This window comes from Anoxybacillus dikiliensis (assembly GCF_050613275.1).
In the GTDB taxonomy this organism is placed as follows: domain Bacteria; phylum Bacillota; class Bacilli; order Bacillales; family Anoxybacillaceae; genus Anoxybacillus.
Genome location: NZ_CP187112.1, coordinates 814,002 through 837,563, shown reverse-complemented (window position 1 = coordinate 837,563; position 23,562 = coordinate 814,002). Strand labels below are relative to the sequence as shown.

Below are 23,562 nucleotides of genomic sequence, written 5' to 3'. Positions count from 1 at the left end.
TCGGTTCTTATACGTTAAACGTTTCTTTCACGAAACGAACGACTTCGTCTGCAGTCGCAAGCGATAAAATATGATTTTTCACTTGTTCCGCTTCTTGTTTAGACAATTTCTTTAATTGCGAGCGTACGCGTAAAATGGATGTCGCACTCATGCTAAATTCGTCTAAGCCGAACGCTAATAAAATCGGCACCGCAAGCTCTTCGCCCGCCATTTCCCCGCACATGCCAACCCACTTTCCTTCTTTATGCGCCGCTTCAATGACGTTGGAAATGAGGCGCAAAATAGCAGGATTGTACGGTTGGTATAAATATGAAACGCGCTCGTTCATTCGGTCGGACGCCATCGTATATTGGATTAAGTCGTTTGTACCGATGCTAAAGAAGTCTACTTCTTTTGCAAATTGATCCGCTAATACGGCAGCAGCTGGGATTTCGACCATCATGCCGACTTCGATTTCATCAGACACAGGAACGCCTTCTGCAACGAGCTTTTCTTTTTCTTCTAAAAGAATCGCTTTCGCTTGACGGAATTCGTCTAACGTTGCAATCATCGGAAACATCACTTTTAAGTTGCCGTATACGCTTGCGCGCAACAATGCGCGAAGTTGCGTGCGAAACATGTCTTGCATATTTAAGCAAAGACGAACCGCACGGAAACCTAAAAACGGATTCATTTCTTTTGGAAGGTCTAAATACGGCAATTCTTTGTCGCCGCCAATATCGAGCGTACGAACGACAACAGGTTTTCCTTCCATTTTTTCCAATACTGTTTTATATGCTTCAAACTGTTCTTCTTCTGTCGGCAACTCGTTGCGTCCCATGTATAAAAATTCGGTACGGTATAGCCCGATGCCTTCTGCCCCGTTAGCAAGCACTCCTTCGACATCGTTTGGCGTGCCGATGTTTGCCGCAAGCTCGACATGGTGACCGTCTTTCGTTGTCGTTTTTTCATGAACGAGCTTTGCCCATTCTGCTTTTTGCGCAGCGAATGCAGCACGTTTTTGTTCATATTGGGCGATAATTTCTTCTGTTGGATTCACGATGACTTCACCGTCAAGTCCGTCAATAATGACGATGTCGCCGTTTTGAATCGTCGCTGTCGCTTCTTTCGTTCCGACGACAGCTGGAATTTCCATCGACCGCGCCATAATCGCCGAGTGAGATGTGCGGCCGCCGATGTCAGTTGTAAAACCTTTCACATATTTTCGGTTTAATTGAGCCGTATCGGACGGCGTTAAGTCTTCACCTACAATGATGACTTCTTCTGTAATCATGCTTGGGTTAGAGATCGTTACTCCTAATAAATGAGCAAGGACGCGTTTTGTGACGTCGCGAATGTCCGCAGCCCGCTCTTTCATATATTCGTTATCCATCGCTTCAAACATCGCGATGAACATCGATGCGACGTCATGAAGAGCAAATTCTGCATTGACGCGTTCTTGTTCAATTTTTTGTTCAACAGCTTGGACGAGTTCTGGATCGCTTAGTACGAGTAAATGGGCGGAGAAAATAGCCGCTTTATCTTCGCCAAGCTCTTTTAATGCGTGCGCTTGAATGGCTTTTAGCTCTTCTTTCGCTTTGGCGAGCGCTTGTTGGAAACGGCTTACTTGTTCAGCTGGGTTTTCAATCGTTTGTTTTTCAACCGTTAAATCTGGATGTTCTAAACGGTACGCCTTCGCAATGGCAATGCCATTCGATGCAGCAATCCCTTGCAGTTTTTTCATTATTCAGCTAATCCTTCTTTTGCTAACGTGTCTGTTAATGCGTTGATTGCTTCTGCTGCATCGCTACCTTCAGCTGAAATGGTAATTTGCGCACCTTGTGGAATGCCTAAAGACATGACACCCATAATCGATTTTAAGTTGACTTTTTTGCCGTTGTACTCTAATTGAATGTCGCTATCGAATTTGCTCGCTGTTTGCACTAACATCGTTGCTGGACGGGCATGAATACCAGATTCTGCTGTTACTTGAAACGTTTTTTCCATCTTGCTCATCTCCTCACTTTATATTTTGAAAACATAGAGGGCGAAAACCCTCTATGTTTTTTTACCGAAAAATGACGCATTTTGCAAGCAAATTATTTTTGAACGACGACGACGTCTTCGCCTTTTGTTACCGTTCCTTGTTTCGCGATGTGTACCGTTTCTCCTGCTTGCAAGTTTGTAAAAATAATTGGCGTCACAACAGAAGGAGCATGTTGTTTCACATATGCAAGGTCAACTTTTAAAATTGGTTGTCCTTTTTTCACTGCTGCACCTTCTGATACGAGCGCTTCAAATCCTTGGCCGTTTAACTTCACTGTATCAATGCCGAAGTGGATAAGCACTTCACGACCTGTGTTTGATTGAATGCCGATCGCATGTTTTGTCGGGAAGACGTTAACAACCGTTCCATCGACTGGCGATACGACTGTTCCGTCTGTTGGCTCAACGGCAAATCCGTCACCCATCATTTTTGTCGAAAACACTTGATCTGGCACTTCAGAAAGCGGTACGACTTTTCCTGTTAGCGGAGATGCGACTTGTTCTGTTTCTCCTGTCGCTTGTACAGATGGTTTCGCTTTTTCTACCGCTTTTGTCGGCACGCGACCTTCCATAATATCTTTTATTTGTGTTTTCAATATATCTGATTTTGGTCCGAAAATCGCTTGAATGTTGTTGCCAACTTCTAATACACCAGCTGCTCCAAGCGCTTTTAGACGATCTTTATCGACGTGTTGAATGTCGTTTACTGATACGCGTAAACGTGTAATGCACGCATCTAAATGTGCAATATTTTCTTTTCCGCCAAGCGCCGCTAAAATTTCGTGCGGAAGTTCGCCTGCGTCCGCTGTTGCTGTTGTATCTGTCGTTTCTTTTTCACGACCTGGTGTTGCTAAATCCCATTTCCGAATCGCAAAACGGAATCCGAAGTAGTAAATGACCGCAAACACTAAACCGACTGGGATGACAAGCCACCATGCTGTGCGCCCCGGCAACACACCGAATAGTAAGTAGTCGATCACACCGCCTGAGAACGTCATACCGATTTTGACGTTTAACATGTGCATGAGCATGAACGATAATCCCGCAAAAATCGTATGGATCGCAAACAATGCTGGCGCAACGAATAAGAACGAGAACTCAATCGGTTCTGTAATTCCTGTTAAAAACGATGTTAACGCTGCAGATGCCATAATCCCTGCAACGACTTTTTTGTTTTCTGGACGCGCTTCATGGTAAATGGCAAGCGCCGCTGCTGGTAAACCGAACATCATGAACGGGAACTTTCCTGTCATAAACGTACCTGCTGTTAATTCAGCGCCGTCTTTAATTTGTTCGAAGAAAATACGTTGGTCACCGCGCACAAGCTCGCCTGCTTTGTTGACGTATTGACCGAACTCAAACCAGAACGGCGAGTAGAAAATGTGGTGTAAACCGAACGGGATTAATGCGCGCTCGATAACACCGAAGATGAATGCCGCTAACGTACGGTTCGCGTCAATCATATTGTGCGAGAATGCGTTTAAGCCGTGTTGGACAGGCGGCCATAACCATGTCATCGCAATACCGAGAATTAATGCCGATGCAGCGGTTACAATCGGAACGAAACGTTTTCCTGCAAAGAAACCTAAATAAGATGGCAATTCGATATTAAAGTATTTGTTGTACATGTACGCTGCTAAAATACCGACGATAATCCCTCCGAATACCCCTGTTTGCAACGTCGGAATACCTAATACGTTTGCAAACGATGGATCTGTGCCGATTTGATCGGATGTCACACCTAAAATGACGCTCATCGTGACGTTCATCACTAAGTAGCCGATGATCGCTGCTAAACCAGCAACCCCTTCACCGCCAGCTAACCCGACGGCTACCCCGACCGCAAATAAAAGCGGCAAGTTGGCAAATACAATACCACCCGATTGCTCCATCACTTTCGCAACCATTTCGACCCAGCCTGTTTCTAACGCTGGAATTTTTTCAATTAATGCTGGGTTTTGCAATGCGTTACCGAACGCAAGCAAAATACCTGCTGCCGGCAAAATCGCAACGGGAAGCATAAGCGCTTTACCGACTTTTTGTAACGTACCAAACGCTTTTTTCATATAAAACCCTCCTTCACCTTGTTAACGTTTGCAACAAACGGCATGTTCATGCATGAAAAGTAGATGAAGTAAAACATTAGACGTCTAACAAATGTAAGCATTTGCAAATAAGAGAAAACAAAAAGGCATGAGCAAAGAATGACAGAAAAAAGGTAATATGTAACGAATATTTCGTTACACCACTTTTCTTGCCTTCTTTACTCATGCCTGATCGAATCAGTAACACGTAAAGATAAGTGCCCATTTATTCACTTTTTCCAGTTAACCGCTGCAAATGCAACGTTAAATATACGGCTTCTGCTTCATCTACCGGAAGCTGCAACGTTTGCCGCATAATTTTTATGAGCTTCCAAGACAAATTATAGCATAGTGGGTACGTCTCTTTCAATATGTTTGATAATTTTTTTGGTTCTTCAATTTTTTCTCCTTTTTTCACTCGCTCAATCGCATAGCGCAAATGGCGAACAAACCGTAAATAATGAATGCTTTCGCGGTCAATGCGAATGTCGAGCTGTTCTTCCACGACGGAAACGAGCCGAGAAATAAGCTGCGAATGTTGATTCACTTCCGATAATTGATGATTCGTTAACGCACTATGAATGTGTAAAGCGATAAAACCGATTTCTCCTTCAGGGAGTTGAATGTGCAATCGGTCATTTAACATATTTACGACTTCGGTAGCGATGTCATATTCAAGCGGATATAAACTTTTCGTTTCTACTAAAAACGGATTTTTAATGTCCATTCCTTGTTCTAATCGCTTGATTGCAAACAAAATATGGTCCGTTAATGCGACGTGAATATGTTCGTTTAATGGGCTGTTCGTTCGTTTTCGGATGTGGTAAATAATGTCGTTCATTAAGCCGATAAATTCTTCATCGACATGCGGCAACAATTTTTTATATTGTTCTTGTTCACGCTCATTTTTTAAAATAAACCATTTTTCAATATCTTTTTGTTCAATGACGTCTCCTTTCTTTTTGCCAAAGCCAATGCCTTTCCCGATGAGTACAACTTCATCGTACGTTGGATGCGAGGCAATGAGCACGTTGTTGTTTAATATTTTTTCAATGCGAAACGATTGTTCCACGTCCAGTTCGCTCCTTTAAAAACGTTTACATTACTTTCAATGTTACGAAACGAACGAAGCAACGTCAATGGAAATGAAATGTTTTTTGTCAAGACAGCTGTGAACGTTTTTTGGCAGAGAGGCGTTTCAGTTGCACAAATGCGTTTGTTCGATTAAACTTTTGTTCATGACGAAATGGAAAGGAGTTGCCATTATGATTCAACTCATCGTCACCGATTTAGACGGCACATTGCTCGGTTACGACCGACGCGTCAAAAAAGAAGATCGTGAAGCAGTCGTGCGCGCGATTACAAACGGCATCGACTTTGCTGTCGCTTCTGGGCGAATGGATAATGAAATTTTAGAAGTGTTAAAGGAAATCGGCCATGACGCTCATCGCATTAGCCAAAACGGCGCATTTGTGTACACAAGCGATCACCGCCTTCTTCATAAGCGCGCATTCGATCCAGCGCTTGCGCGTTCCATTTATGAACAAGCGCGCACGCTTGAAGCGATTGTGCTCGTCTGCAATGAACAAACGAGCTTTGTCGAAACGAAAACGGAACAAATCGAGCAAATGAGAGCGCGGTTATTTTTCGATATTGTTGAAAAGAAACAGATGCTCGATGCGATCGGCCATGATCTTTCTCCATCAAAAATTACCGTCATTGCTGAAGAAAACATCGTCGCGCAGTTTGAGCGATTCGTTCGTCAAACTTGGGAGCAAGATGTCGATACGTTCATTTCCGAGCCTCGTTGTTTAGACATTATGCCGAAACGAATTAGTAAAGGGGAAGCGCTTCAACTGTTAATGAACCATTTACACATGCAACCGGAACAAGTCGCTTGCTTTGGCGACTCGTTTAATGACATTCCGATGTTTCGCCTCACCCCGCATAGTTTCGTCATGTCGCACGCGCATGAGCAAGTGAAAAAAGAAGCACGCTACATCGTTTCCTCCGTCCATGAGGCGATCGAAACGGTGCTTCGCATAAACGAAAAGATGCCTCAAACGTAAGAGGCATCTTCAAACACGTCACTTTCAATTAAAAAAGACGAACGGCTTTTACTGCACGCGGCGCCCAATAAGGTCTCATATTTGCGAAAGCAACACCTGTGCTTGTAGCAGCGTGCAATAACGTTGCGCTATCGACGACAATCGATACGTGGTTAATGACGCCATCCCCTGTCGTATCAAAAAAGATTAAGTCGCCTTTGCGCACGCTCGCAAGCGGCACTTCAGTTCCAACCATCGCTTGTTCGCGCGATGTGCGCGGCAACGTGATGCCGTTTTCACTATATACGCGATACGTAAACGATGAGCAGTCAAACACGTCTGTGCGCGTCGTCGGTGCACCGAACAAATATGCTGCTCCGAGATATTTTTTTCCTGTTTCAATGATTGCATTCGCCCGTTCTTCCCAAGAAAGCGGGACGTAAATCGTTTGCCCGACACGAATAAAGTTCACGTTCGTAATCGTTGGATTGAGTGCGAGTAAATCGTTTACCGTCACATTCAATTTTTGCGCAATCGCTGACAACGTGTCACCAGGCTGGACAATATACGATTTACTTGCGCTATTTGTCGTTGTTGGCGGTGTTACTGTTGGTGCTGGCGTTGGTGACGTCAACTGATTTGTCGTTGTATTTGTTGTGCTTGCCGCCACCGGCACTTGTAATACTTGTCCAACATAAATACGATTCACGTCTGTAATCGTTGGATTCAGTTCAAGAAGACGCGTAACGGTTGTATTCCATTTTCTCGCAATCGTAGATAACGTATCGCCGCTTTGAATTGTATAAGTTGTTGTAGTGTTTGTTGGCGCAGTTGTTTGAACAGTTGTTTGTCCATCAGGCACTTGTAATACTTGTCCAATAAAAATTGTATCTGTCGTTAACTGGTTTAACGTTTTTAATTCAGTCACTGACGTGCGGAACGTTTGGGCAATTTTCCATAACGAATCGCCTGATTTGACCGTATATTGCGCGGCATCTACCGCTTTTTCCCCTAAAAATAACGTCGATAATACCGCTCCAGCTACAATCGTTTTTTTCATCGTCCCAAACTCCTTTTTCCTTTTTTGAAGCGCTTCTCTGCTCATATGATAACATGAAACTATTCATCTATTAACTGTATATTTTCATACTATAATTCCATTAAATTGAAACAAGCATAAAATATCGATCTTTTTTCGCATACTATTCGTATGAAAACGAAAGGAAGATGTGAAATGGCTTACACATTTGTCGAACATTCCGTTCCTTTGTACTATGAAACGGTAGGAAGCGGGACACCGATCGTGTTCGTTCATCCACCCGGCATGGGAAGTATAACATTTCATCGCCAGCGCGAACTTTCTTCTTCATTTCAAGTGATCACATACGATTTAAGAGGAAATGGAAAAAGCGGAAAAGGAAATAAACCGATTACGATGGATATGTTAGCGAGCGATTTACATGAGCTGTTCAACCATCTTGAGCTGAAAGAAGCGATCGTCTGTGGTTATTCAAACGGAGGCTCGATTGCCCAACATTTCGCGTTGCAATATCCGCACCAAGTGAAGGCGCTTGTGCTTATCGGCGGCTTTTCCGAAGTATGCACGCCGCTGCTATACGGCGAATTTTTACTGGGCATTTATGCGGTCAAATGGCACGGACTATCTTTTTTGGCAAACGTGCTCGGTCGTTCCCACGGCATAACGAAAGAAGAACAACAAATGATTGCTGACTACGTTCAATTAAGCGATCGAAAGCGATTGTATGAAATGTACGTCACAGGACTTCATTACCGTTCCACCGACCGATTACATGAGCTTCGTTGTCCGATTTTACTCATATACGGAGCGCGCGACTATTACGTTCATGCGTATGGGCGTATATTTCAACAACATGCGCCCGACGTCCGCATCGTCTATGTCGACGGGGCACGCCATCAAATTCCAACAAAACATGACGCCGAACTCCATCTGATTATTCGCTCATATTTTGCATAGAAAAAGCTGACGGTTATTTTCCGCCAGCTTTTTCTCTTAAATCGTCCCGAACCGTTCCTTCCCACCGATCAACGTTTGCGTAATACGCCGCACGGCTAATGAGATGTGCCGCTACAGGAGATGTCATAAAAATAAACACGATGCCAAGCAATAAACGGGAGTTAAAGTGGTTGTTTTCAATCAAAAAATGTAAAAACGCCCCAAGTAAAATGCACATGATGCCAAGCGTCGTACTTTTACTGATCGCATGGCTGCGCGTATATACATCTGGCAAACGAATGGCACCGACAGCAGATAAAAGGGTGAGCACCGCCCCGAGTAAAATAAGGACAGCAACAAACACATTAGCGATCATTCCCACGTTCAATGACAACCCCTTTCTCTAAAAACTTCGCAAACGCCACCGTCCCGACAAACGCTAAAATGCCGATGAGCAAAATGACATCTAAAAACGCGCTCGTATTTAACAACATCGAAACGATCGCAACCATACCAGCGAGCGTAATGCCCATCGCATCAAGGGCAATAATGCGATCGGCAACGCTTGGGCCTTTGACGACACGATATAAAAAGCCGATCATCGCTAATGACAAAATGACGAGGGCGATATTGGCAATCATTTGCTCACCTCCATAATCGTTTTTTCAAACGATTGCTTAATGCTTTCAATGGCTTCATGCACATCTGGGCTATTTAACGCATGAATATACAACGTGCTTCCATCATCGGACACGTCCAGAACGAGCGTACCCGGTGTGAGCGTAATGAGCATCGCTAAAATCGTAATTTCCCACTCTTTTTTTAATTCCGTCGGCAACGCAAAAATAGCAGGCTGAATTGTTAACGGACGTTTCATAACGACTTTTGCCACTGCGATGTTCGATAAAATGAGCTCTTTGAAAAAGATAAACAGTAATTTCACAATGACAAACACCGGAACGAGATAAAAACGCGAATGGAAAAAGCGTCGCAACATAAAAATAATAAACAGCCCGATCATATAGCCGACGATAAACGAGGCTCCATTAAATGAAACGGTTAAAAACATCCATACGAACGCTAAACAGACGTTTAATAAAATTTGAAATGCCATCGCTTTCTACTCCTTTAACACCGCTTGAATGTACACACTCGGTTCCGTCAATACGTTCACCGCATCCACAACGAACGGGCGGACAAATTCCACGCCAACGCCGTATGCAACGGATAAAACAAGCAAAAACAACGCCGGAACGATTCGTCCGTCGAGCCGCTTTTGTTCAAATCCTTTTTCCTCTCCCCAAAAGCCGTTCATAAATATTTTCATGACGGAATATAACACAAGCAAACTCGACAATAAAATGACAATTGCTTCAAATATGAGATGTGCATCGAAGCTTGCTTTTACAATGAGCAACTTGCCGATAAATCCGCTAAATGGCGGAATGCCCGCAAGCGATAACGCGGCGATAAAAAACGACCAACCAAGAAGCGGGTATGACGAAATTAACCCAGAAAACGTACGTATATCGTTCGAACGCGTAATCGAAAAGACGATGCCAACGAATAAAAAGAGCGTCGTTTTCATCACCATATCTTGCAACAAGTAAAAAATCGTTCCTTCTACACTTTCTGGCGTCATGACGGAAATGCCAAAGATCATGACGCCAACAGCGGCAATAATGTTATAAATGACGATGTAACGCATATCGTGATACGCCACCGCTCCGATGACGCCGATCACGATCGTACCGATCGCAAGCCAAGCGAGCAACGTATGCGTGTAGGCAACATCATGCGTAAATAAAAGCGTAAACGTGCGCAATATTGCATATACCCCTACTTTTGTCAACAGTCCTCCAAATAACGCTAACACAGGTGTCGGCGGCGCATAATATGCACCCGGAAGCCAAAAGTAGAACGGGAAAATCGCTCCTTTTAATCCGAATACAACGATAAACAACACTGCAATAACCGTTAAAATGGGGGACGAGCCAAGGTCATGAATGCGCTGAGCTAAATGCGCCATATTCAGCGTTCCTGTCACCGCGTATAAATACGCCACCGCAACGACGAATAAAGCGGATGAAATGACGTTAACAAGCGTATATTTAATCGTTTCACGCAATTGCATTTTCGTCCCGCCAAGCACAAGCAGCACGTACGAAGACATAAGCATCACTTCAAAAAAGACGAACAAGTTAAATAAATCGCCTGTCGTAAACGATCCGTTCACACCGACGAGCAAAAATTGAAAAAACGAATAATAATAAAACGTTTCCCGTTTTTCGCCAATGGCGTAAAACGAATAAACTAAGCAGGCAAGCGCGATGATGCTTGCCGTAAGCACAAGAAGCGCAGATAACGGATCGGATACGAGCGTAATGCCAAATGGCGCCGGCCAATTTCCGACGTTTAACGTTTGGATGCCGTCTGTATGGACGCGGTAAAGCAATACGCTACTTGCGACGACTAAACTACTTGTCGCTACCGCTGAAACGGCACGTTGCCAAAACACGTGCTTCGGAAAGAAAATAAGAATGATTGCCGTCACAAGCGGAATAACAATCGGCAAAAGCAGAAGGTTACTCATCTCCCTTCATCCCTTCCATATGGTCTGTTCCAATTTCTTGGTATGAACGATACGCTAACACTAAGAAAAATGCGGTTACCCCAAAACTGATCACAATTGCTGTTAAAATGAGCGCTTGCGGTAGCGGATCGACGTACCGCGTCGCTTTTTCCCCTAAAAGTGGCGGGGCACCTACTTTTAGTCCGCCCATTGTCAACAATAACAAATGAGCGCCATGGCTAAGCAAACCTGTACCGATAATGATGCGAAGCAAACTTTTGCTTAGTATTAAATATGTCGCGGCGGTAAATAAACAACCGATGACGACAATCATAAGCAGTTCCATTAGTCGCTCTCCCCTATCGTTTCAATAATAATCATTGTCACGCCGACGACGACAAAATAAACACCTAAGTCAAACAACACCGCAGTATGAAGCGACGTATGGTCAAGCAAAGGCAAATGGACGTATTGATACGCATGCGTCAAAAACGGACGGTCGAGAAACATGCTCATCATTCCCGTCCCGACTGCAAACAGCAATCCAATCGCCACAAGCCATTTATAATTGATCGGAACCATGTTGCGAACCGTTTCAATATCAAACGCTAAAAGCAATAAAACGAGCGCACCAGCTGTCATTAATCCGCCAATGAAGCCGCCGCCCGGATAATAATGTCCTGCAAAAAACAGTTGAACGGAAAACAGCACGATGATTGGCGTGACGACCGCTGTTGTCGTTCGTAAAATGACATCGTTTCGCTTCATCGTTCCTCCTCCTTCGCAAGTCGCAATTTCACCATCGCATAAATGCCTAATGCGGCAATGGCTAACACGCATATTTCAAACAACGTATCGAAGCCGCGAAAATCGACTAAAATGACGTTGACCATATTTTTTCCAGCGGCTTTTTCATACGTATTGTCTACGTAATATTGCGAAATAGAATCGAAATGTTTTCCTGCATAAGCAAAAAAGGCAATGACGCTCATCGTGACGCCAACCGAAACAGAAATAAGGGCGTTTCTTACGTTAAAACCGACGCTTTCTTGCTTCTGATTAAACTTTGGCAAATGGTAAAAACAAAGCAAAAAGAGCGCCACAGAAATCGTTTCAATGACAAGTTGTGTTAGCGCTAAATCCGGGGCGCGAAATAGCACGAAAAACAACGCTACCGAATAACCAACAGCCCCTAATGAAACGATAGCTGTTAAACGTGATTTCGCCATCACCGTCGTGATCGTCGCTGCGATCATAGCTAAAGCGAGCACCACTTCATATATGCGAACGTGCGCTAAGCGACTTAAATCGATGTTCCATTGCTCCCTTAAACCGATCGTAAACAAAAGCAAAACAACAAGCGATGCAAAAATATAGATTAAATACGTGCGTATCGATCCTGTCATAATGCGCGACATAAACGCGCGTGCCCCTCTTTCCATCCAAATGAACGACTGATCGTAAAAAAAGTTTAACGACATTCGTTCAGAAAGGCGGGCATACACCTTTTTCCATTTTGGAAACGTGCGATACGACAACAAACCGAACAATAACACGCCAATCGTCATAAATAATTCTGGCGTAAACCCATGCCAATGAGAAATATGCACATCAACCGCTTCGTTTGGTGTAAACAGTCCGTATAACACCGCATATACAGTTGGCGCTAATATAGATTCGGACAATACATTTGGCACAATTCCGATGAAGATGACGAGCAACGCGAGCACAATTGGTGCTATAAGCATCCCAATTGGGGCTTCATGCGCTTCTTTTTTCAATAAATGCGGCTTGTACGTACCAAAAAACGTGCGGCTCACGAAAAGGGCGCTATATAAAAACGTAAATATGCTTGCAACCCACGCAACAACCGGTAAAATAGCCGCCCATCCTGCCGCTTCTCTCGCGTGCAACATCGCAGTAAAAAACATTTCTTTACTTAAAAAACCGTTAAACGGCGGCAGTCCTGCCATCGAAAGCGAACCGATGAGCGCGATCGTAAATGTGATCGGCATGACCGTCATTAACCCACCAAGCCGGCGAATGTCGCGCGTTCCTGTTTCATGGTCAACAATGCCGACGACCATAAACAAACTCCCTTTAAACGTCGCATGGTTGAACAGATGGAAAATAGCAGCTAGCACCGCAACCATAAATATGTTTTCTTCCATCCAATCGTAATGAAACGCCAATCCCCCCACTCCTAACAGCGACGTAATTAAACCGAGCTGGCTGACGGTTGAAAACGCTAAAATCGCCTTTAAATCCGTCTGTTTTGACGCTAAAAATGATGCCCAACATAACGTCACAAGCCCAACGAGAGCCACAGTCCAAACCCAAAAAGACGAAACGGCAAAAATCGGCGTCAAGCGCGCAATTAAATAAATACCTGCTTTCACCATCGTTGCCGAGTGTAAATATGCACTAACAGGCGTTGGGGCTTCCATCGCATCAGGCAACCAAATATAAAACGGAAATTGCGCTGATTTCGTAAAGGCGCCGAACAAAATAAGGAAAAGTGCGGGGATAAACAGCGGATGTTCTGTTAATGATGCATGCATCAATTCACGAATGCTATACGTCCCACCTGCGATCGCAAGCGCAACAAACCCACCAAGCATAAGCAGCCCGCCAAACATCGTAATGAGCATTGATTTTTGTGCCCCGTAGCGCGAACGATCGCGCGTATACCAATAAGCAATCAATAAAAATGATGAAATAGACGTTAATTCCCAAAAGACGTATAGCGCAATGAGATGGTCGGATAACACAACACCGAGCATCGCCCCCATAAATAAAAGCAAATATACGTAAAAATGGCCAAGCTGTTCTTTTCCTTTTTGCAAATAATAAATGGAATAGAGCACAACGAGTGTCCCGATCCCTGTAATTAACAATGCAAACAATAAGCTTAACCCATCGACATATACGTCAAAAGAAATGTCAAGCGACGGAATCCAATGCATGGTTGCCCGAACTGCTTCGTACTTACGCACATCATCCATATAAGATAAAAAATAAACAAATAACGCAATCGGCAGCGGTAATACAAACCACCCGACGTGCAGCGAGCGAACGAATTTGTACAACAACGGAACGAATAGCGCCAACAAAAACGGCGCAAACATGGCGATATGTAATGTCGACAAAACAATCAACCCCCTTCTGACATAACGATCCTCTTTTTTATACGAACCATATGTATAAAAAGTTTCACTTTTTTTCAAAATACATAGTAAAAACAAAAAAGGAGTGAAAGTGATGGTTGCTTTTTTTATGTTTGCCATGTTTTTTGCTGACTATGAAGTCGAAACAAAAAAAATAGAGCCTTCCATTTACGCAACGGTAAACGAAAGGCATCGTGAGCCGTTTCAGCCGAGACAATATATTCGTAAAATCGAAAAGCATGAGGAAAAAACAAAAAAATAAATTACAATTCGCCCGCTAGCCCTTTTAGCTCGTCTGCTGACGCAGAGACGTGAGCGATCGCTTCATGAATTTCGCCCACCGCTTGTACGCACGCTTTCATTTCATCGTCAATGCGCACACTATATTGACAAATTTGCTCAAGCGCAACAGCAAACTCATCGAAAAATGAATCAATCATTTTCATTCGATTTGCACTGTCGGTCATCGAACGTGACGCTTCATGTAGCGATTGTGCCATCGTAGCGAGATGGTGTTGAATGTCGCTTAATACGCGCGAAACGTCGGCGACAGATTGTTTCGTTTGCGTCGCAAGTTTGCGCACTTCATCAGCAACGACGGCAAACCCTTTTCCGTGCTCTCCTGCCCGCGCCGCTTCAATCGATGCGTTGAGCGAAAGCATATTCGTTTGATCCGCAATGGATGTGACGAGTGAAGCAATATGTTCAATTTCATGCATCGCTTGCTGAAGCTTGTCCATATTCGCTTCAATTTGCTTCATTTTTTCGTCCATGTGCAACATGTTTTCCACTTGTGTTTGGAGCCGCTGTTTGCCTGCCGTTGATTTGTCGGCGCTCGCAAGTGCCACAGCAGACGCTTCTTGCGCCGCTTTGGAAATGCCAGCTGCTTGCGCGTTTAGCGACGCAACGGAAGCGCTTACTTCTTCAGACACGTGACTTAGCTGTTGCAGCGACAATTTCACTTGCTCTTTTATGTGTTGTTTTAGCGCTTCCATTTGCGAACGAAGCGCTTCGTTTTCTCGTTCGTATTGTTCTAACACGAGCTGTTGTTCAACGTTTAACATTTTAGAAACGGATTTCATGACGACAATGACATACGACGGCTGGCGTAATTGTTCTAACATGACCGCTAAAATTTCCTCAAGCAAATGTTGAAACGAAGCGATATACCATTTCGGCTCTAAGCCGATGCGGACATGTGCTTGAGCAACGCGGCGTCTTTTTTCAATAAACGCTTCATCAATGTTTCCGCTAAACATTTCTTTTACATGTATCGTTAATGTTTGCTTTAGGCGCTCAATCGTGCTATGTTTTTGAATGATTGAAAACAAATGGCTTTCTTTTTGAAGCGCACCATAAAAGGCGTCAACGATGCGGGCAATATGCGCTTCAATGTATGGCTGAACATATTGTAAAATCGCAATATCTTTCGTCGTCATCCCGATGAGCGCCAGCTGTCGTTCAACCGTTCCTTCATGCAGGCGAATCGGCTCTTCTTTCATTTGTAAAATCGCTTCAAGTTGGTCATTGTGCTGTTGTTGTTTTCGTCTAAACAATGGATAATCCCCCTTAACTCATATAAACCACTTGTTTATATGTTTATGTTAACAAAAGGAATGCAAAAAGAAAACACCCATTTAGTTGGGTGCTTTCCATTGCTCGCCTAACGTACGAATCGAGTCGATGACGGCATCTAATTTGCCTTCAATCCGATGCAGCAAATAAAACGTCACCGCAATCGGAAAACCGACATCGGAAAGAATCGACAAATACGCTTCCATCTTCTCTCCTTCCTTCCTGTTTTAGCTTATATACAACAAGGTGCCCCGATTACGGGACACCTTGCACCGTTTAGGCAAACGTCCATTGTGTCACGGTTGTATCAATGAGGCGAGCGCCTTTTTTCGCGATGAGGTCGCCTCCGCTCGATGGAAAGACGTTTGCGGCAATAATGACGTCCATCACGTTAGCGATTTCCGTTTGCGTCACATGTTCACGCGGTTCATCAATCGTCAAACGAACCGTCTTTCCTTCTTCATTTACAAACTGCAATTCAAGCGTTTTCATTTCTTATCCCCCCTTATTCGCCTAATACGTGCACATCGGTGCGATATACGTGAACGAGCGGAGCGCTTTGCAAAGAGGCAAGCGCTTGAGCGACAGAGACGAGCGAGCTTTCCGTTGCGTTCGGTTTAATGACATACGTTTTATTTTTATAAATGGGTTTGCCCGTTTCCGTCACCCCGACTTCAAACGTTAACCGAAGCTGTGAACGTTGAATCACGCCTTTCCCCTCCTTTCACCTATTACTATCGCAACGACGATGGCGAAAGGTTAGGGACTACATCCATTTTTCTGCCCACGTTTGCACAGCTTTCATCACGATATGCAAACCTTTCCCTTTTTCTGTTAATTCATATTCAATGCGGACAGGCTTTTCTGGATATACGTGACGAACGACAATTTGTTCTTCTTCTAATTCTTTTAACCGTTCGGTTAGCATTTTTTGACTAATTTCCGGGATGCTTTCTGCTAAGTCTTTAAAGCGAAGCGGACCGCGAAATAAAACGTGAATAATTAACCCATTCCATCTTTTTCCTAGCAATTGAAATGCTGCTTCAATTTTCGGACAAACATGCGAACGTTCCATAACTCATCACCCTATGCATGAAATTTGACAAACTTATTGTAACTAAATTAATATAATTATCGTAACTAACAAAAAGTAAGTTATTTTATTTTTGTTCATTTAAGGAGGAAATATATATGATTTCAATTATTGAACAACGACAATCCGTTCGGAAATACGATCCGAACGCTTCGATTTCGAAAGAACAACTAACAAAAATTTTACAATTAACGACGAAGGCGCCTTCTGCTTGGAATTTGCAACATTGGCATTTCGTCGTCATTTATGGAAAAGAAGCGCAACAAAAGCTCCTTCCGATCGCTTACAACCAACAACAAATCGTGGATGCATCGGCAGTTGTTGCCGTGCTCGGCGACTTACAAGCGAATAAAAAAATAGATGCGGTGTATGACCCGCTTGTCGCGCAAGGAAAAATGACAAAAGAAGTGAAAGAAACGCTCGCAAAACAAATTGAAGGGGCGTATACAAACGCACAATATGCGCGCGATGCTGCGTTAACGAACGCTTCGTTAGCTGCGATGCAACTCATGCTTGTCGCAAAAGCTGAAGGGTTTGATACGTGCGCGATCGGCGGCTTTGACCCACAAGCATTTACGAAAGAGTTTCATATTTCTGATCGATACATTCCGGTGATGCTCATCACAATCGGCAAAGCGAGCGCACCTGCGCATCCTTCTCTTCGTCTACCAGTAGATGAAGTAACGACATGGGTAGAGTAATAAAAATGACCCGTTTTAAGACGGGTCATTTTTGCATGTTGGCAATATGATGTGAACCCGCGTTCCTTTGCCGACTTTGCTTTCAATTTGCATCGTGCCTTTATGTTCATGAACCATTTTCATGCTTGTCGTTAAACCGAGTCCCATTCCTTTTTCTTTTAACGTATAAAACGGTTCACCAATTCGTTTCAAACGCTCTTGTTCAATACCTTTTCCTGTATCTTCGATGATGACATGCACGCGGTCATCTTTTTCTTTTGCAGAAATGGTGATTGTTCCTCCCTTTGGCATCGCTTCTAATGCGTTTTTTACGACATTGACAAACACTTGAATGAGCTCGTTTTTGTCGCCGTATACGGTTGCGGATGTGCGCGGTTCATATTTCATTTGCACATTTTGCAAAATCGCTTCATACGTAAACAGCCCGATCACGTAGTCAAGAACATCGTGTAAAGCGAGCGGTTTATACGATTTCATTTGCGGTTTCGCAAGCACGAGAAGTTGGCTCACAATTTGATTGACGCGCTCAATTTCATCCAACATAATTTGTACGAAACGTTCATCTACTTCTTTCGTTTCTTTCATCATTTGCAAAAAGCCTTTAATGGACGTTAACGGATTGCGAATTTCGTGGGCGATGCCTGCTGCTAACTCACCGATCACCGATAGTTTTTCTTTTTTCAACAACAGCTGCTCGGCAACTTTTTGTTGTGTAATATCGCGCCCGATGACAACAAGCCCTTTTCGTTTTCCGTTTTCGTAAAATAGCGGCACTTTAATGACGTCAAACGTTTTCACTTCACCGTCTGGCGTCGAAAACGATTCTTCCGCACGCGTCACCGTTTTCGCCCGCCACGCTTCTTCGTCCGAATCGATGCAATAAAGTAACGCTTCGCGAAAATGAGGGGTATATTCCGCCAGTTCGGCATCTGTTTTTCCTTTATAGTCGACATGCTCAAGTCCGTACAGCTTTAAGCCAAATTCGTTTACCCTAAGCCAACGTCCTTGTCCATCTTTAAACGATACGAAATCAGGCATCGCATGAATGAGCGTCAACAGCTCTTGCTCGCTTTCGCTCATTTGTTTTAACGCGCGATGTTTTTTTAAAGCGATATACATAAATACCGCCGATAGCACGACAAAAAGCGAGCCTTTGATCGTCTGTACGTGCGGTGCGATATGTTGTGGAATAGGCAATTTGTCTACATACAAGTCGGTCAATATGATCCAAGCGAAACTAACAATAACATAGAGGAAAACGGCGTATTTCATTTGGCAACGAAACCTTTCTTACATTTCTCTCATCCATTGGGCGAGCTTCATGGCAAGCGGTGAAATATATTCTTTTTCTAATACGTTCGCAAGCGATTGTTGTAAACGTAATTCAATATTCGCCAAATCGGCATAAGTCACTTGCGCAGACCATTCCAAATACGGAATCGCAATAACGATATATTGCTCTTTTTTATTTTCATAAATGTACACGTTTTGTTGTGACGATTGTTCATCAATCGTTGCTTTTCTAATTTTCATCTCTTACTCATGCCTTTCCATTTTTTATTATCATATCACAAAATTTTTCCATTGTTCAAAACATTTTTTCGTAAACGCTCCATTTTCACTCCGTTTTCCGCCCCATTTTCCCCATTTCCTTAAGGAATATAATGTATATGCATACATGTCAACCGTTCGTTCGGACTATTTTTCGATTCGCGCTAAGCGAGCCGCTTTGATAAGCTAAATGTACCGCGGAATCATCGAGAGCGCGCTTTCGGGAAAGGAAGTACACATGTCATTTGAAACGGTCGTGGAGCAATATCGCCCGCTCATTTCTTATATGATTCGCAAGTTGCATATTCGCCGTCATGTCGATGAATATATGCAAATCGGTTTAATCGCGCTTTGGGAAGCATATGAGCGATACGACGAAACGAAAGGCTCCTTTTGTACGTTCGCATTTAAAATGATTCGCTGGCGCATCGTATCACAACTGCGCAAAGAAACGAAAAACGCATATGTTCCGTTGCCAGAAGAATATGTGCTAAGAGAAGATGTCGATTTTTTTTCCAACATCGTATGGGAAGATGCGCTACAATATTTAACGCCGCGCGAGCGCATATGGCTTATTCGTCATGTGATCGAAGGAAAAACGTTAAAACAAATTGCCGATGAAGAAGGCGTAAGTATAAATGCCGTAAAACAATGGCGCCTGTCCGCCGTCAAAAAGCTAAAACGATACGTTAACTGCGCGGCTCATCCATATAGTAATACACGACATCGCCGCCACGCTGGGCGACGCCGCGAAAATGTTTAAAATCTTCTTGCTGGACGAGCACATGACGAAACGTTAAAAAATGTTCTTTTTTTACAAGCACATGCGGAATGTCGCGTGTGCGCAATTGTTGAAGAAGTTGCTTCGCTTCTTGCTCAGTCACGTTCATCCCTCCCTCTTTGTTTTAACGCGCTGAACGATACATGTCAATACAATGTGTGAATGCCTAATTTTGTTATATTGACACACGTCTATAAAAAATGCACATACAATGTTGGTGGATTCTAAATGAAAGAAAGGAAGATGAACGATGAATGACTGGAATATGTATGAAGATTTCCGATTAGATCAACAAATGATGCCGCAACAAATGCAACCGATGCCGATGTCACAACAAATGCCACAAATGATGCCGATGCCGCAAATGATGCCGAGCGATTGTGGCTGTGGCATGCCGATGGGACCGATGTGGCCAGGAATGCCACAAATGATGCCAATGCCGATGCCACAAATGATGCCGATGCCGCAACAAATGATGACAGGCGGTTGCGGGGCGCCGATGTGGCCGTACATGCCGTATGGGCCACAGCGTTAAAAATAGTTGAAAATGCCCTTTACGAACGAGGAAAAATCATGCAAAATAGAAAAAAGGTTTAAAAATTCAAAAGTAAAGGGGATTTTCAATGAAAAAAGCGCAAATTGGCGATGTCATTGAATTTAAAAATGGGTTGCGGGGAATCGTTGAAAAAGTAAACGAAAATTCAGTGATTGTCGACTTAACGTACATGGATAACTACAAAGAACTCGACTTACAAGAACGAACAGTCGTCAACCATAAAAACTACAAAATTGTAGAGTAACGAAAAGAGGGCTGCTTATTGTTGATGAGACAGCCCTCTTTGTTGTTCACATTGATCTTTCATTTCGCTACATTCGTAAATGTATACTCCTTGTTTTTCTGAAAGCGCAGCATAATACATCGCTTCCGCCACCTGTTTTGCAGCGATCGGTTTATATTTTTCCCATTTGCCGACGAACGCAAACGAAAAACCGTGAGAAAGCCATTCCGCTGTTTTTTCACCGAGGCGAAACTCTTGTCGCTCTCCTGTTAATAACGATGGGCGAAAAATGTGTAACGAGCGAATCGTAAGCCGCTGCAACGCTTCTTCCGTTTCTCCTTTGACGCGATTGTAAAAAAACATCGAATGCGGATCCGCCCCGATCGCAGAAACGAATAAAAACGTTTTGACGTGGCATTTTTCCGCTAGCTTTGCCGCCCGCAACGTATATTCGTAATCGACTTTAATAAATTGTTGTTTTGTTTTTGCTTTTTTCATCGTCGTCCCTAAACAACTAAATACATCGTCGACATGAAAATATTGTTCATATTGTTCGATGTTGTCAAAATCAACGACAACTTGTTGTAATTTTTCATGCTCGCACGACAGTTGCTTTCGAACAAACACCGTCACTCGTTCATAATGCTCTGAGCGAAGCAATCGTTGGAGAAGCTCGCCTCCGACTAACCCGCTTGCTCCGATCACAAGAGCTGTTCTTTGTCTCAAATGAAGACCCCCCAAACAAAAAAAGGTTCGTAACAATTTGTCATTATATACCCGTTTGCGAAAAAAAACTAGTTCTCTTTTATGAATTTTTTAAGGCTGACTTATGAGCCAGCCTTCTTAGCGATTATCCACTTTTTCCGGATATAAATCGTGGTTTAATAAGCGATATTCCGCCATTTTTTCATATTTCGTTCCCGGGCGGCCCCAGTTGCAATACGGGTCAATGGAAATGCCGCCGCGCGGTGTAAATTTCCCCCACACTTCAATATAGCGCGGCTCCATGACGCGAATCAAATCGTTCATAATAATATTGACGCAATCTTCATGGAAATCGCCATGATTGCGGAAACTAAATAAATATAACTTCAACGACTTACTTTCAACACATTTTTGATCAGGGATGTAACTAATGTAAATTGTAGCAAAATCCGGTTGGTTTGTTTTAGGGCATAGGCTCGTGAACTCCGGACAGTTAAATTTTACAAAGTAGTCGCGATCAGGATGTTTGTTATCAAACACTTCAAGAATGTCTGGGCTGTATTCGAATACATATTTCGTTCCTTGGTTTCCAAGAAGCGTAACTCCTTGTAGTTCTTCATCTTTTCTCATTTTTTCTCCTCCTTTAGTTATACGCCGCGACGATTGCCCCATAATAACGTGTGTAGTTGCGGCAAGACGCGAACATCGTTCATCTCGTTTGATTGCACAACTTGTTCGACGAGCCATTCAAGTTTTTGTAATAACTTTAAGCGAAGCATCGTGTCGTCTGCTTCATGTATATCATCGTTGCCGACTTGCACGTAAAATGGAACGGTCGGGTAGCGTTGATGCACATGTTTGGCATAAACAAAATCTTCATCGTTAAACACGACGACTTTTATACTCACTTGTCCGCGATGCATTGTTAATCGGTCTATGATCGTATCAAGCATCGCAAAGTTTGTTTCCATGTTTGAGCTCGGCGGCTTTGGTGAAATCGTTAAATCGTCAATATCGTAAAACCAGTCTTGCCATACGCTCCCCTGTGTCTCTAAGCCGATGCGCATCCGATGTTGTTTTAGTAAAGAGATGAGTGCATGCAAACTTTTAAGCAGCGCAGGATTGCCGCCTGAAATCGTCACATGGTTAAAACGATCCCCGCCAAGTTGTTTCAGTTGTTGCCAAATATGTTCGGGCGTCATTTGTTTGATTTCATCTTTCGCCGAACCGTCCCACGTAAACGACGAATCGCACCAACGGCAACGATAGTCGCATCCTGCTGTGCGGACAAACATCGTTTTTTGTCCGATGACCATCCCTTCCCCTTGAATCGTCGGACCGAAAATTTCAATGACCGGAATGCGTTCCATTATTGTTTCCCTGCTTTCGGACGATATACGACGTAGCTTGTCGGGGACTCCCGCACAAACACTTGAACGCATGTCGGTTTATTCGGCAACGTATCTAAATGTTCTTGAACGATTTCTGCAATTTTTCGCGCTACCACTTCTGTCGTCGGAAAATGTTCAGCATCTGTATCGCTAAATACGTCTTTATGGTCGTTCATCACCGTATGATCAAAACGGTTGTGCACAAGTTTTTTTAACTGTTGAAAGTTAATTAAAAAGCCCGAATCATCCAGCTCGTCACCTGCAATAGTAATGTTGATAAAATACGTATGTCCGTGCATGTTCGCACATTGCCCGGCTGCTTCATGCGGAATAAAGTGCGCCGCAGCAATTTGCATATCCTTATTTAATTCATAGCGAAACGGGTGTATCACTTGCGGATAAATTTGTTGGATCATTATACATGCGCTCCTTTCTTTTCACTCATATATTGATCAAGACCTCGCTTACGCAGCACGCACGCCGGGCATTCGCCGCAACCGTCAGCGATAATGCCGTTGTAGCACGTGAGCGTTTTCGTGCGCACGAACTCAAGCGCATGTAGCTCATCAGCAAGCTTCCACGTTTCTGCTTTATTTAACCACATGAGCGGCGTATGGATGACAAAGTCGTAATCCATCGCTAAATTAAGTGTCACGTTTAACGACTTAATAAATACGTCTCGGCAATCCGGATAACCGCTAAAGTCCGTTTCACATACGCCCGTCACGAGATGACGCGCCCCTTTTTGTTTGGCAAGCACTGCCGCAAACGATAAAAACAATAAATTGCGCCCATCGACAAACGTGGACGGCAATTGTCCTTCTTTTTGTTCGATCGCTATATCGCTTCTTGTCAATGCATTTGGTGCGAGCTGATTTAATAGCGACATATCAAGCACCGTATGTGGCACGTCAAGCTCTTTGGCGATCGATGCAGCGACGTCAATTTCAAGCCGATGGCGTTGGTTGTAATCAAACGTCACCGCTTCGACTTCCGCAAAATATTTTTTCGCCCAAAATAAACATGTTGTACTGTCTTGCCCGCCGCTAAAAACGACGACTGCTTTTTCTTTTTTCATTTTTCGCTCCCCTTTCTTACATCGTGAGAAGAAAGAG

The 23,562-nt window shown here is 43.5% G+C and carries 32 protein-coding genes; 7 read left to right on the top strand and 25 right to left on the bottom strand.

The window, feature by feature from the left end; genetic code table 11:
* Window positions 1-7: 7 nt before the first annotated feature.
* The 4 genes from ptsP to glcT form a co-directional block, all read right to left on the bottom strand.
* Window positions 8-1,723, bottom strand: coding sequence for a phosphoenolpyruvate--protein phosphotransferase (ptsP, locus tag ACPF7I_RS04500; protein ID WP_431019185.1), 1,716 nt, complete (start codon window positions 1,721-1,723; stop codon window positions 8-10).
* Window positions 1,723-1,995, bottom strand: a complete 273-nt coding sequence (locus tag ACPF7I_RS04495; RefSeq protein WP_430744563.1) for a phosphocarrier protein HPr — start codon at window positions 1,993-1,995, stop codon at window positions 1,723-1,725. Before ACPF7I_RS04495 ends, ptsP begins: the two co-directional genes overlap by 1 nt.
* Before the next feature lie 83 nt (window positions 1,996-2,078).
* Window positions 2,079-4,091 carry a glucose-specific PTS transporter subunit IIBC gene (ptsG, locus tag ACPF7I_RS04490; protein WP_430744564.1) on the bottom strand — a complete coding sequence of 671 codons (2,013 nt, stop codon included), beginning with the start codon at window positions 4,089-4,091 and terminating at the stop codon, window positions 2,079-2,081.
* A gap of 244 nt (window positions 4,092-4,335) precedes the next feature.
* Window positions 4,336-5,181 carry a glucose PTS transporter transcription antiterminator GlcT gene (glcT, locus tag ACPF7I_RS04485; RefSeq protein WP_430744566.1) on the bottom strand — a complete coding sequence of 282 codons (846 nt, stop codon included), beginning with the start codon at window positions 5,179-5,181 and terminating at the stop codon, window positions 4,336-4,338.
* 193 nt (window positions 5,182-5,374) lie between these two features.
* Between glcT and ACPF7I_RS04480 the strand changes: the two genes are divergently transcribed.
* Window positions 5,375-6,178, top strand: a complete 804-nt coding sequence (locus ACPF7I_RS04480; RefSeq protein WP_430744568.1) for an HAD family hydrolase — start codon at window positions 5,375-5,377, stop codon at window positions 6,176-6,178.
* Between the two features lie 28 nt (window positions 6,179-6,206).
* On the opposite strand, the gene ACPF7I_RS04475 is transcribed toward ACPF7I_RS04480, so the two are convergent.
* Window positions 6,207-7,217, bottom strand: a complete 1,011-nt coding sequence (locus tag ACPF7I_RS04475) for a LysM peptidoglycan-binding domain-containing protein (protein WP_430744569.1) — start codon at window positions 7,215-7,217, stop codon at window positions 6,207-6,209.
* Window positions 7,218-7,391: 174 nt separating this feature from the next.
* Here ACPF7I_RS04475 and ACPF7I_RS04470 point away from each other — a divergent pair, with 174 nt between their 5' ends.
* On the top strand, window positions 7,392-8,153 hold the full coding sequence (locus ACPF7I_RS04470; RefSeq protein WP_430744571.1) for an alpha/beta fold hydrolase: 762 nt from the start codon (window positions 7,392-7,394) through the stop codon (window positions 8,151-8,153).
* 13 nt (window positions 8,154-8,166) lie between these two features.
* Here ACPF7I_RS04470 and mnhG read toward each other — a convergent pair whose 3' ends face one another.
* From mnhG to ACPF7I_RS04435, 7 genes are read right to left on the bottom strand one after another with little or no spacing between them, the layout of a single operon-like run.
* The gene (gene mnhG, locus ACPF7I_RS04465; RefSeq protein ID WP_430745975.1) at window positions 8,167-8,508 is read right to left on the bottom strand and encodes a monovalent cation/H(+) antiporter subunit G; all 342 of its coding nucleotides are present in this window, start codon (window positions 8,506-8,508) and stop codon (window positions 8,167-8,169) included.
* Complete coding sequence (locus ACPF7I_RS04460; RefSeq protein ID WP_085789063.1) at window positions 8,498-8,773, bottom strand: Na(+)/H(+) antiporter subunit F1; 276 nt, start codon at window positions 8,771-8,773, stop codon at window positions 8,498-8,500. Before ACPF7I_RS04460 ends, mnhG begins: the two co-directional genes overlap by 11 nt.
* Window positions 8,770-9,246 carry a Na+/H+ antiporter subunit E gene (locus tag ACPF7I_RS04455; RefSeq protein WP_430744573.1) on the bottom strand — a complete coding sequence of 159 codons (477 nt, stop codon included), beginning with the start codon at window positions 9,244-9,246 and terminating at the stop codon, window positions 8,770-8,772. The genes ACPF7I_RS04460 and ACPF7I_RS04455 overlap by 4 nt, the downstream gene beginning before the upstream one ends.
* Window positions 9,247-9,252: 6 nt before the next feature.
* Entirely contained in the window at window positions 9,253-10,725 is a 1,473-nt protein-coding gene (locus ACPF7I_RS04450) for a Na+/H+ antiporter subunit D (RefSeq protein ID WP_430744575.1), read from the bottom strand.
* A complete protein-coding gene (locus ACPF7I_RS04445) occupies window positions 10,718-11,050 on the bottom strand; it encodes a Na(+)/H(+) antiporter subunit C (protein WP_009361110.1) in 333 nt (110 codons plus the stop codon). Before ACPF7I_RS04445 ends, ACPF7I_RS04450 begins: the two co-directional genes overlap by 8 nt.
* Window positions 11,050-11,472, bottom strand: coding sequence for a Na(+)/H(+) antiporter subunit B (locus ACPF7I_RS04440; RefSeq protein ID WP_430744577.1), 423 nt, complete (start codon window positions 11,470-11,472; stop codon window positions 11,050-11,052). The genes ACPF7I_RS04445 and ACPF7I_RS04440 overlap by 1 nt, the downstream gene beginning before the upstream one ends.
* Window positions 11,469-13,853 (bottom strand): Na+/H+ antiporter subunit A, encoded by a 2,385-nt coding sequence (locus tag ACPF7I_RS04435; protein WP_430744579.1) that lies wholly within the window; start codon window positions 13,851-13,853, stop codon window positions 11,469-11,471. The genes ACPF7I_RS04440 and ACPF7I_RS04435 overlap by 4 nt, the downstream gene beginning before the upstream one ends.
* Window positions 13,854-13,965: 112 nt before the next feature.
* Here ACPF7I_RS04435 and ACPF7I_RS04430 point away from each other — a divergent pair, with 112 nt between their 5' ends.
* Window positions 13,966-14,133: a hypothetical protein gene (locus ACPF7I_RS04430; protein WP_430744580.1), complete on the top strand. Its 168-nt coding sequence runs from the start codon at window positions 13,966-13,968 to the stop codon at window positions 14,131-14,133.
* Window position 14,134: 1 nt separating this feature from the next.
* Here the strand turns inward: ACPF7I_RS04430 and ACPF7I_RS04425 are convergent, their stop codons facing one another.
* The 5 genes from ACPF7I_RS04425 to ACPF7I_RS04405 form a co-directional block, all read right to left on the bottom strand.
* Window positions 14,135-15,427, bottom strand: coding sequence for a protoglobin domain-containing protein (locus ACPF7I_RS04425; protein WP_431019184.1), 1,293 nt, complete (start codon window positions 15,425-15,427; stop codon window positions 14,135-14,137).
* Window positions 15,428-15,508: 81 nt separating this feature from the next.
* The gene (locus tag ACPF7I_RS04420; protein ID WP_430744581.1) at window positions 15,509-15,652 is read right to left on the bottom strand and encodes a YvrJ family protein; all 144 of its coding nucleotides are present in this window, start codon (window positions 15,650-15,652) and stop codon (window positions 15,509-15,511) included.
* Window positions 15,653-15,722: 70 nt separating this feature from the next.
* Window positions 15,723-15,938, bottom strand: coding sequence for a DUF2922 domain-containing protein (locus ACPF7I_RS04415; protein WP_003396710.1), 216 nt, complete (start codon window positions 15,936-15,938; stop codon window positions 15,723-15,725).
* 13 nt (window positions 15,939-15,951) lie between these two features.
* Entirely contained in the window at window positions 15,952-16,155 is a 204-nt protein-coding gene (locus tag ACPF7I_RS04410; protein ID WP_297988836.1) for a DUF1659 domain-containing protein, read from the bottom strand.
* A 57-nt stretch (window positions 16,156-16,212) separates the two neighbouring features.
* Entirely contained in the window at window positions 16,213-16,521 is a 309-nt protein-coding gene (locus tag ACPF7I_RS04405) for a winged helix-turn-helix transcriptional regulator (RefSeq protein ID WP_430744583.1), read from the bottom strand.
* Window positions 16,522-16,637: 116 nt separating this feature from the next.
* Between ACPF7I_RS04405 and ACPF7I_RS04400 the strand changes: the two genes are divergently transcribed.
* Window positions 16,638-17,240, top strand: coding sequence for a nitroreductase family protein (locus ACPF7I_RS04400; protein WP_430744585.1), 603 nt, complete (start codon window positions 16,638-16,640; stop codon window positions 17,238-17,240).
* Window positions 17,241-17,255: 15 nt separating this feature from the next.
* On the opposite strand, the gene ACPF7I_RS04395 is transcribed toward ACPF7I_RS04400, so the two are convergent.
* Window positions 17,256-18,512 carry an ATP-binding protein gene (locus ACPF7I_RS04395; protein WP_430744587.1) on the bottom strand — a complete coding sequence of 419 codons (1,257 nt, stop codon included), beginning with the start codon at window positions 18,510-18,512 and terminating at the stop codon, window positions 17,256-17,258.
* A gap of 18 nt (window positions 18,513-18,530) precedes the next feature.
* The gene (locus ACPF7I_RS04390) at window positions 18,531-18,773 is read right to left on the bottom strand and encodes a YueH family protein (RefSeq protein WP_430744589.1); all 243 of its coding nucleotides are present in this window, start codon (window positions 18,771-18,773) and stop codon (window positions 18,531-18,533) included.
* A gap of 256 nt (window positions 18,774-19,029) precedes the next feature.
* On the opposite strand from ACPF7I_RS04390, the gene ACPF7I_RS04385 reads away from it, so the two are divergent.
* Window positions 19,030-19,554, top strand: coding sequence for a sigma-70 family RNA polymerase sigma factor (locus ACPF7I_RS04385; RefSeq protein ID WP_430744591.1), 525 nt, complete (start codon window positions 19,030-19,032; stop codon window positions 19,552-19,554).
* On the opposite strand, the gene ACPF7I_RS04380 is transcribed toward ACPF7I_RS04385, so the two are convergent.
* Window positions 19,481-19,675, bottom strand: coding sequence for a hypothetical protein (locus ACPF7I_RS04380; protein ID WP_235341054.1), 195 nt, complete (start codon window positions 19,673-19,675; stop codon window positions 19,481-19,483). The two genes, ACPF7I_RS04385 and ACPF7I_RS04380, sit on opposite strands and share 74 nt — an antisense overlap.
* A 147-nt stretch (window positions 19,676-19,822) precedes the next feature.
* Here ACPF7I_RS04380 and ACPF7I_RS04375 point away from each other — a divergent pair, with 147 nt between their 5' ends.
* Together ACPF7I_RS04375 and ACPF7I_RS04370 are read left to right on the top strand one after the other, a co-directional pair.
* Window positions 19,823-20,107, top strand: coding sequence for a hypothetical protein (locus ACPF7I_RS04375; RefSeq protein WP_430744593.1), 285 nt, complete (start codon window positions 19,823-19,825; stop codon window positions 20,105-20,107).
* 88 nt (window positions 20,108-20,195) lie between these two features.
* On the top strand, window positions 20,196-20,372 hold the full coding sequence (locus ACPF7I_RS04370; protein WP_021095653.1) for a YkvS family protein: 177 nt from the start codon (window positions 20,196-20,198) through the stop codon (window positions 20,370-20,372).
* 15 nt (window positions 20,373-20,387) lie between these two features.
* Here the strand turns inward: ACPF7I_RS04370 and ACPF7I_RS04365 are convergent, their stop codons facing one another.
* From ACPF7I_RS04365 to queC, 5 genes are all read right to left on the bottom strand, one after another.
* Window positions 20,388-21,077 carry an oxidoreductase gene (locus tag ACPF7I_RS04365; protein WP_430744595.1) on the bottom strand — a complete coding sequence of 230 codons (690 nt, stop codon included), beginning with the start codon at window positions 21,075-21,077 and terminating at the stop codon, window positions 20,388-20,390.
* 117 nt (window positions 21,078-21,194) lie between these two features.
* A complete protein-coding gene (gene queF, locus ACPF7I_RS04360; protein WP_430744596.1) occupies window positions 21,195-21,686 on the bottom strand; it encodes a preQ(1) synthase in 492 nt (163 codons plus the stop codon).
* A 17-nt stretch (window positions 21,687-21,703) separates the two neighbouring features.
* Window positions 21,704-22,426, bottom strand: coding sequence for a 7-carboxy-7-deazaguanine synthase QueE (gene queE / locus ACPF7I_RS04355; RefSeq protein WP_430744597.1), 723 nt, complete (start codon window positions 22,424-22,426; stop codon window positions 21,704-21,706).
* Complete coding sequence (queD, locus tag ACPF7I_RS04350) at window positions 22,426-22,863, bottom strand: 6-carboxytetrahydropterin synthase QueD (RefSeq protein WP_430744598.1); 438 nt, start codon at window positions 22,861-22,863, stop codon at window positions 22,426-22,428. The genes queE and queD overlap by 1 nt, the downstream gene beginning before the upstream one ends.
* Window positions 22,863-23,525: a 7-cyano-7-deazaguanine synthase QueC gene (gene queC / locus ACPF7I_RS04345; protein WP_430744599.1), complete on the bottom strand. Its 663-nt coding sequence runs from the start codon at window positions 23,523-23,525 to the stop codon at window positions 22,863-22,865. Before queC ends, queD begins: the two co-directional genes overlap by 1 nt.
* Between the last annotated feature and the right edge of the window lie 37 nt (window positions 23,526-23,562).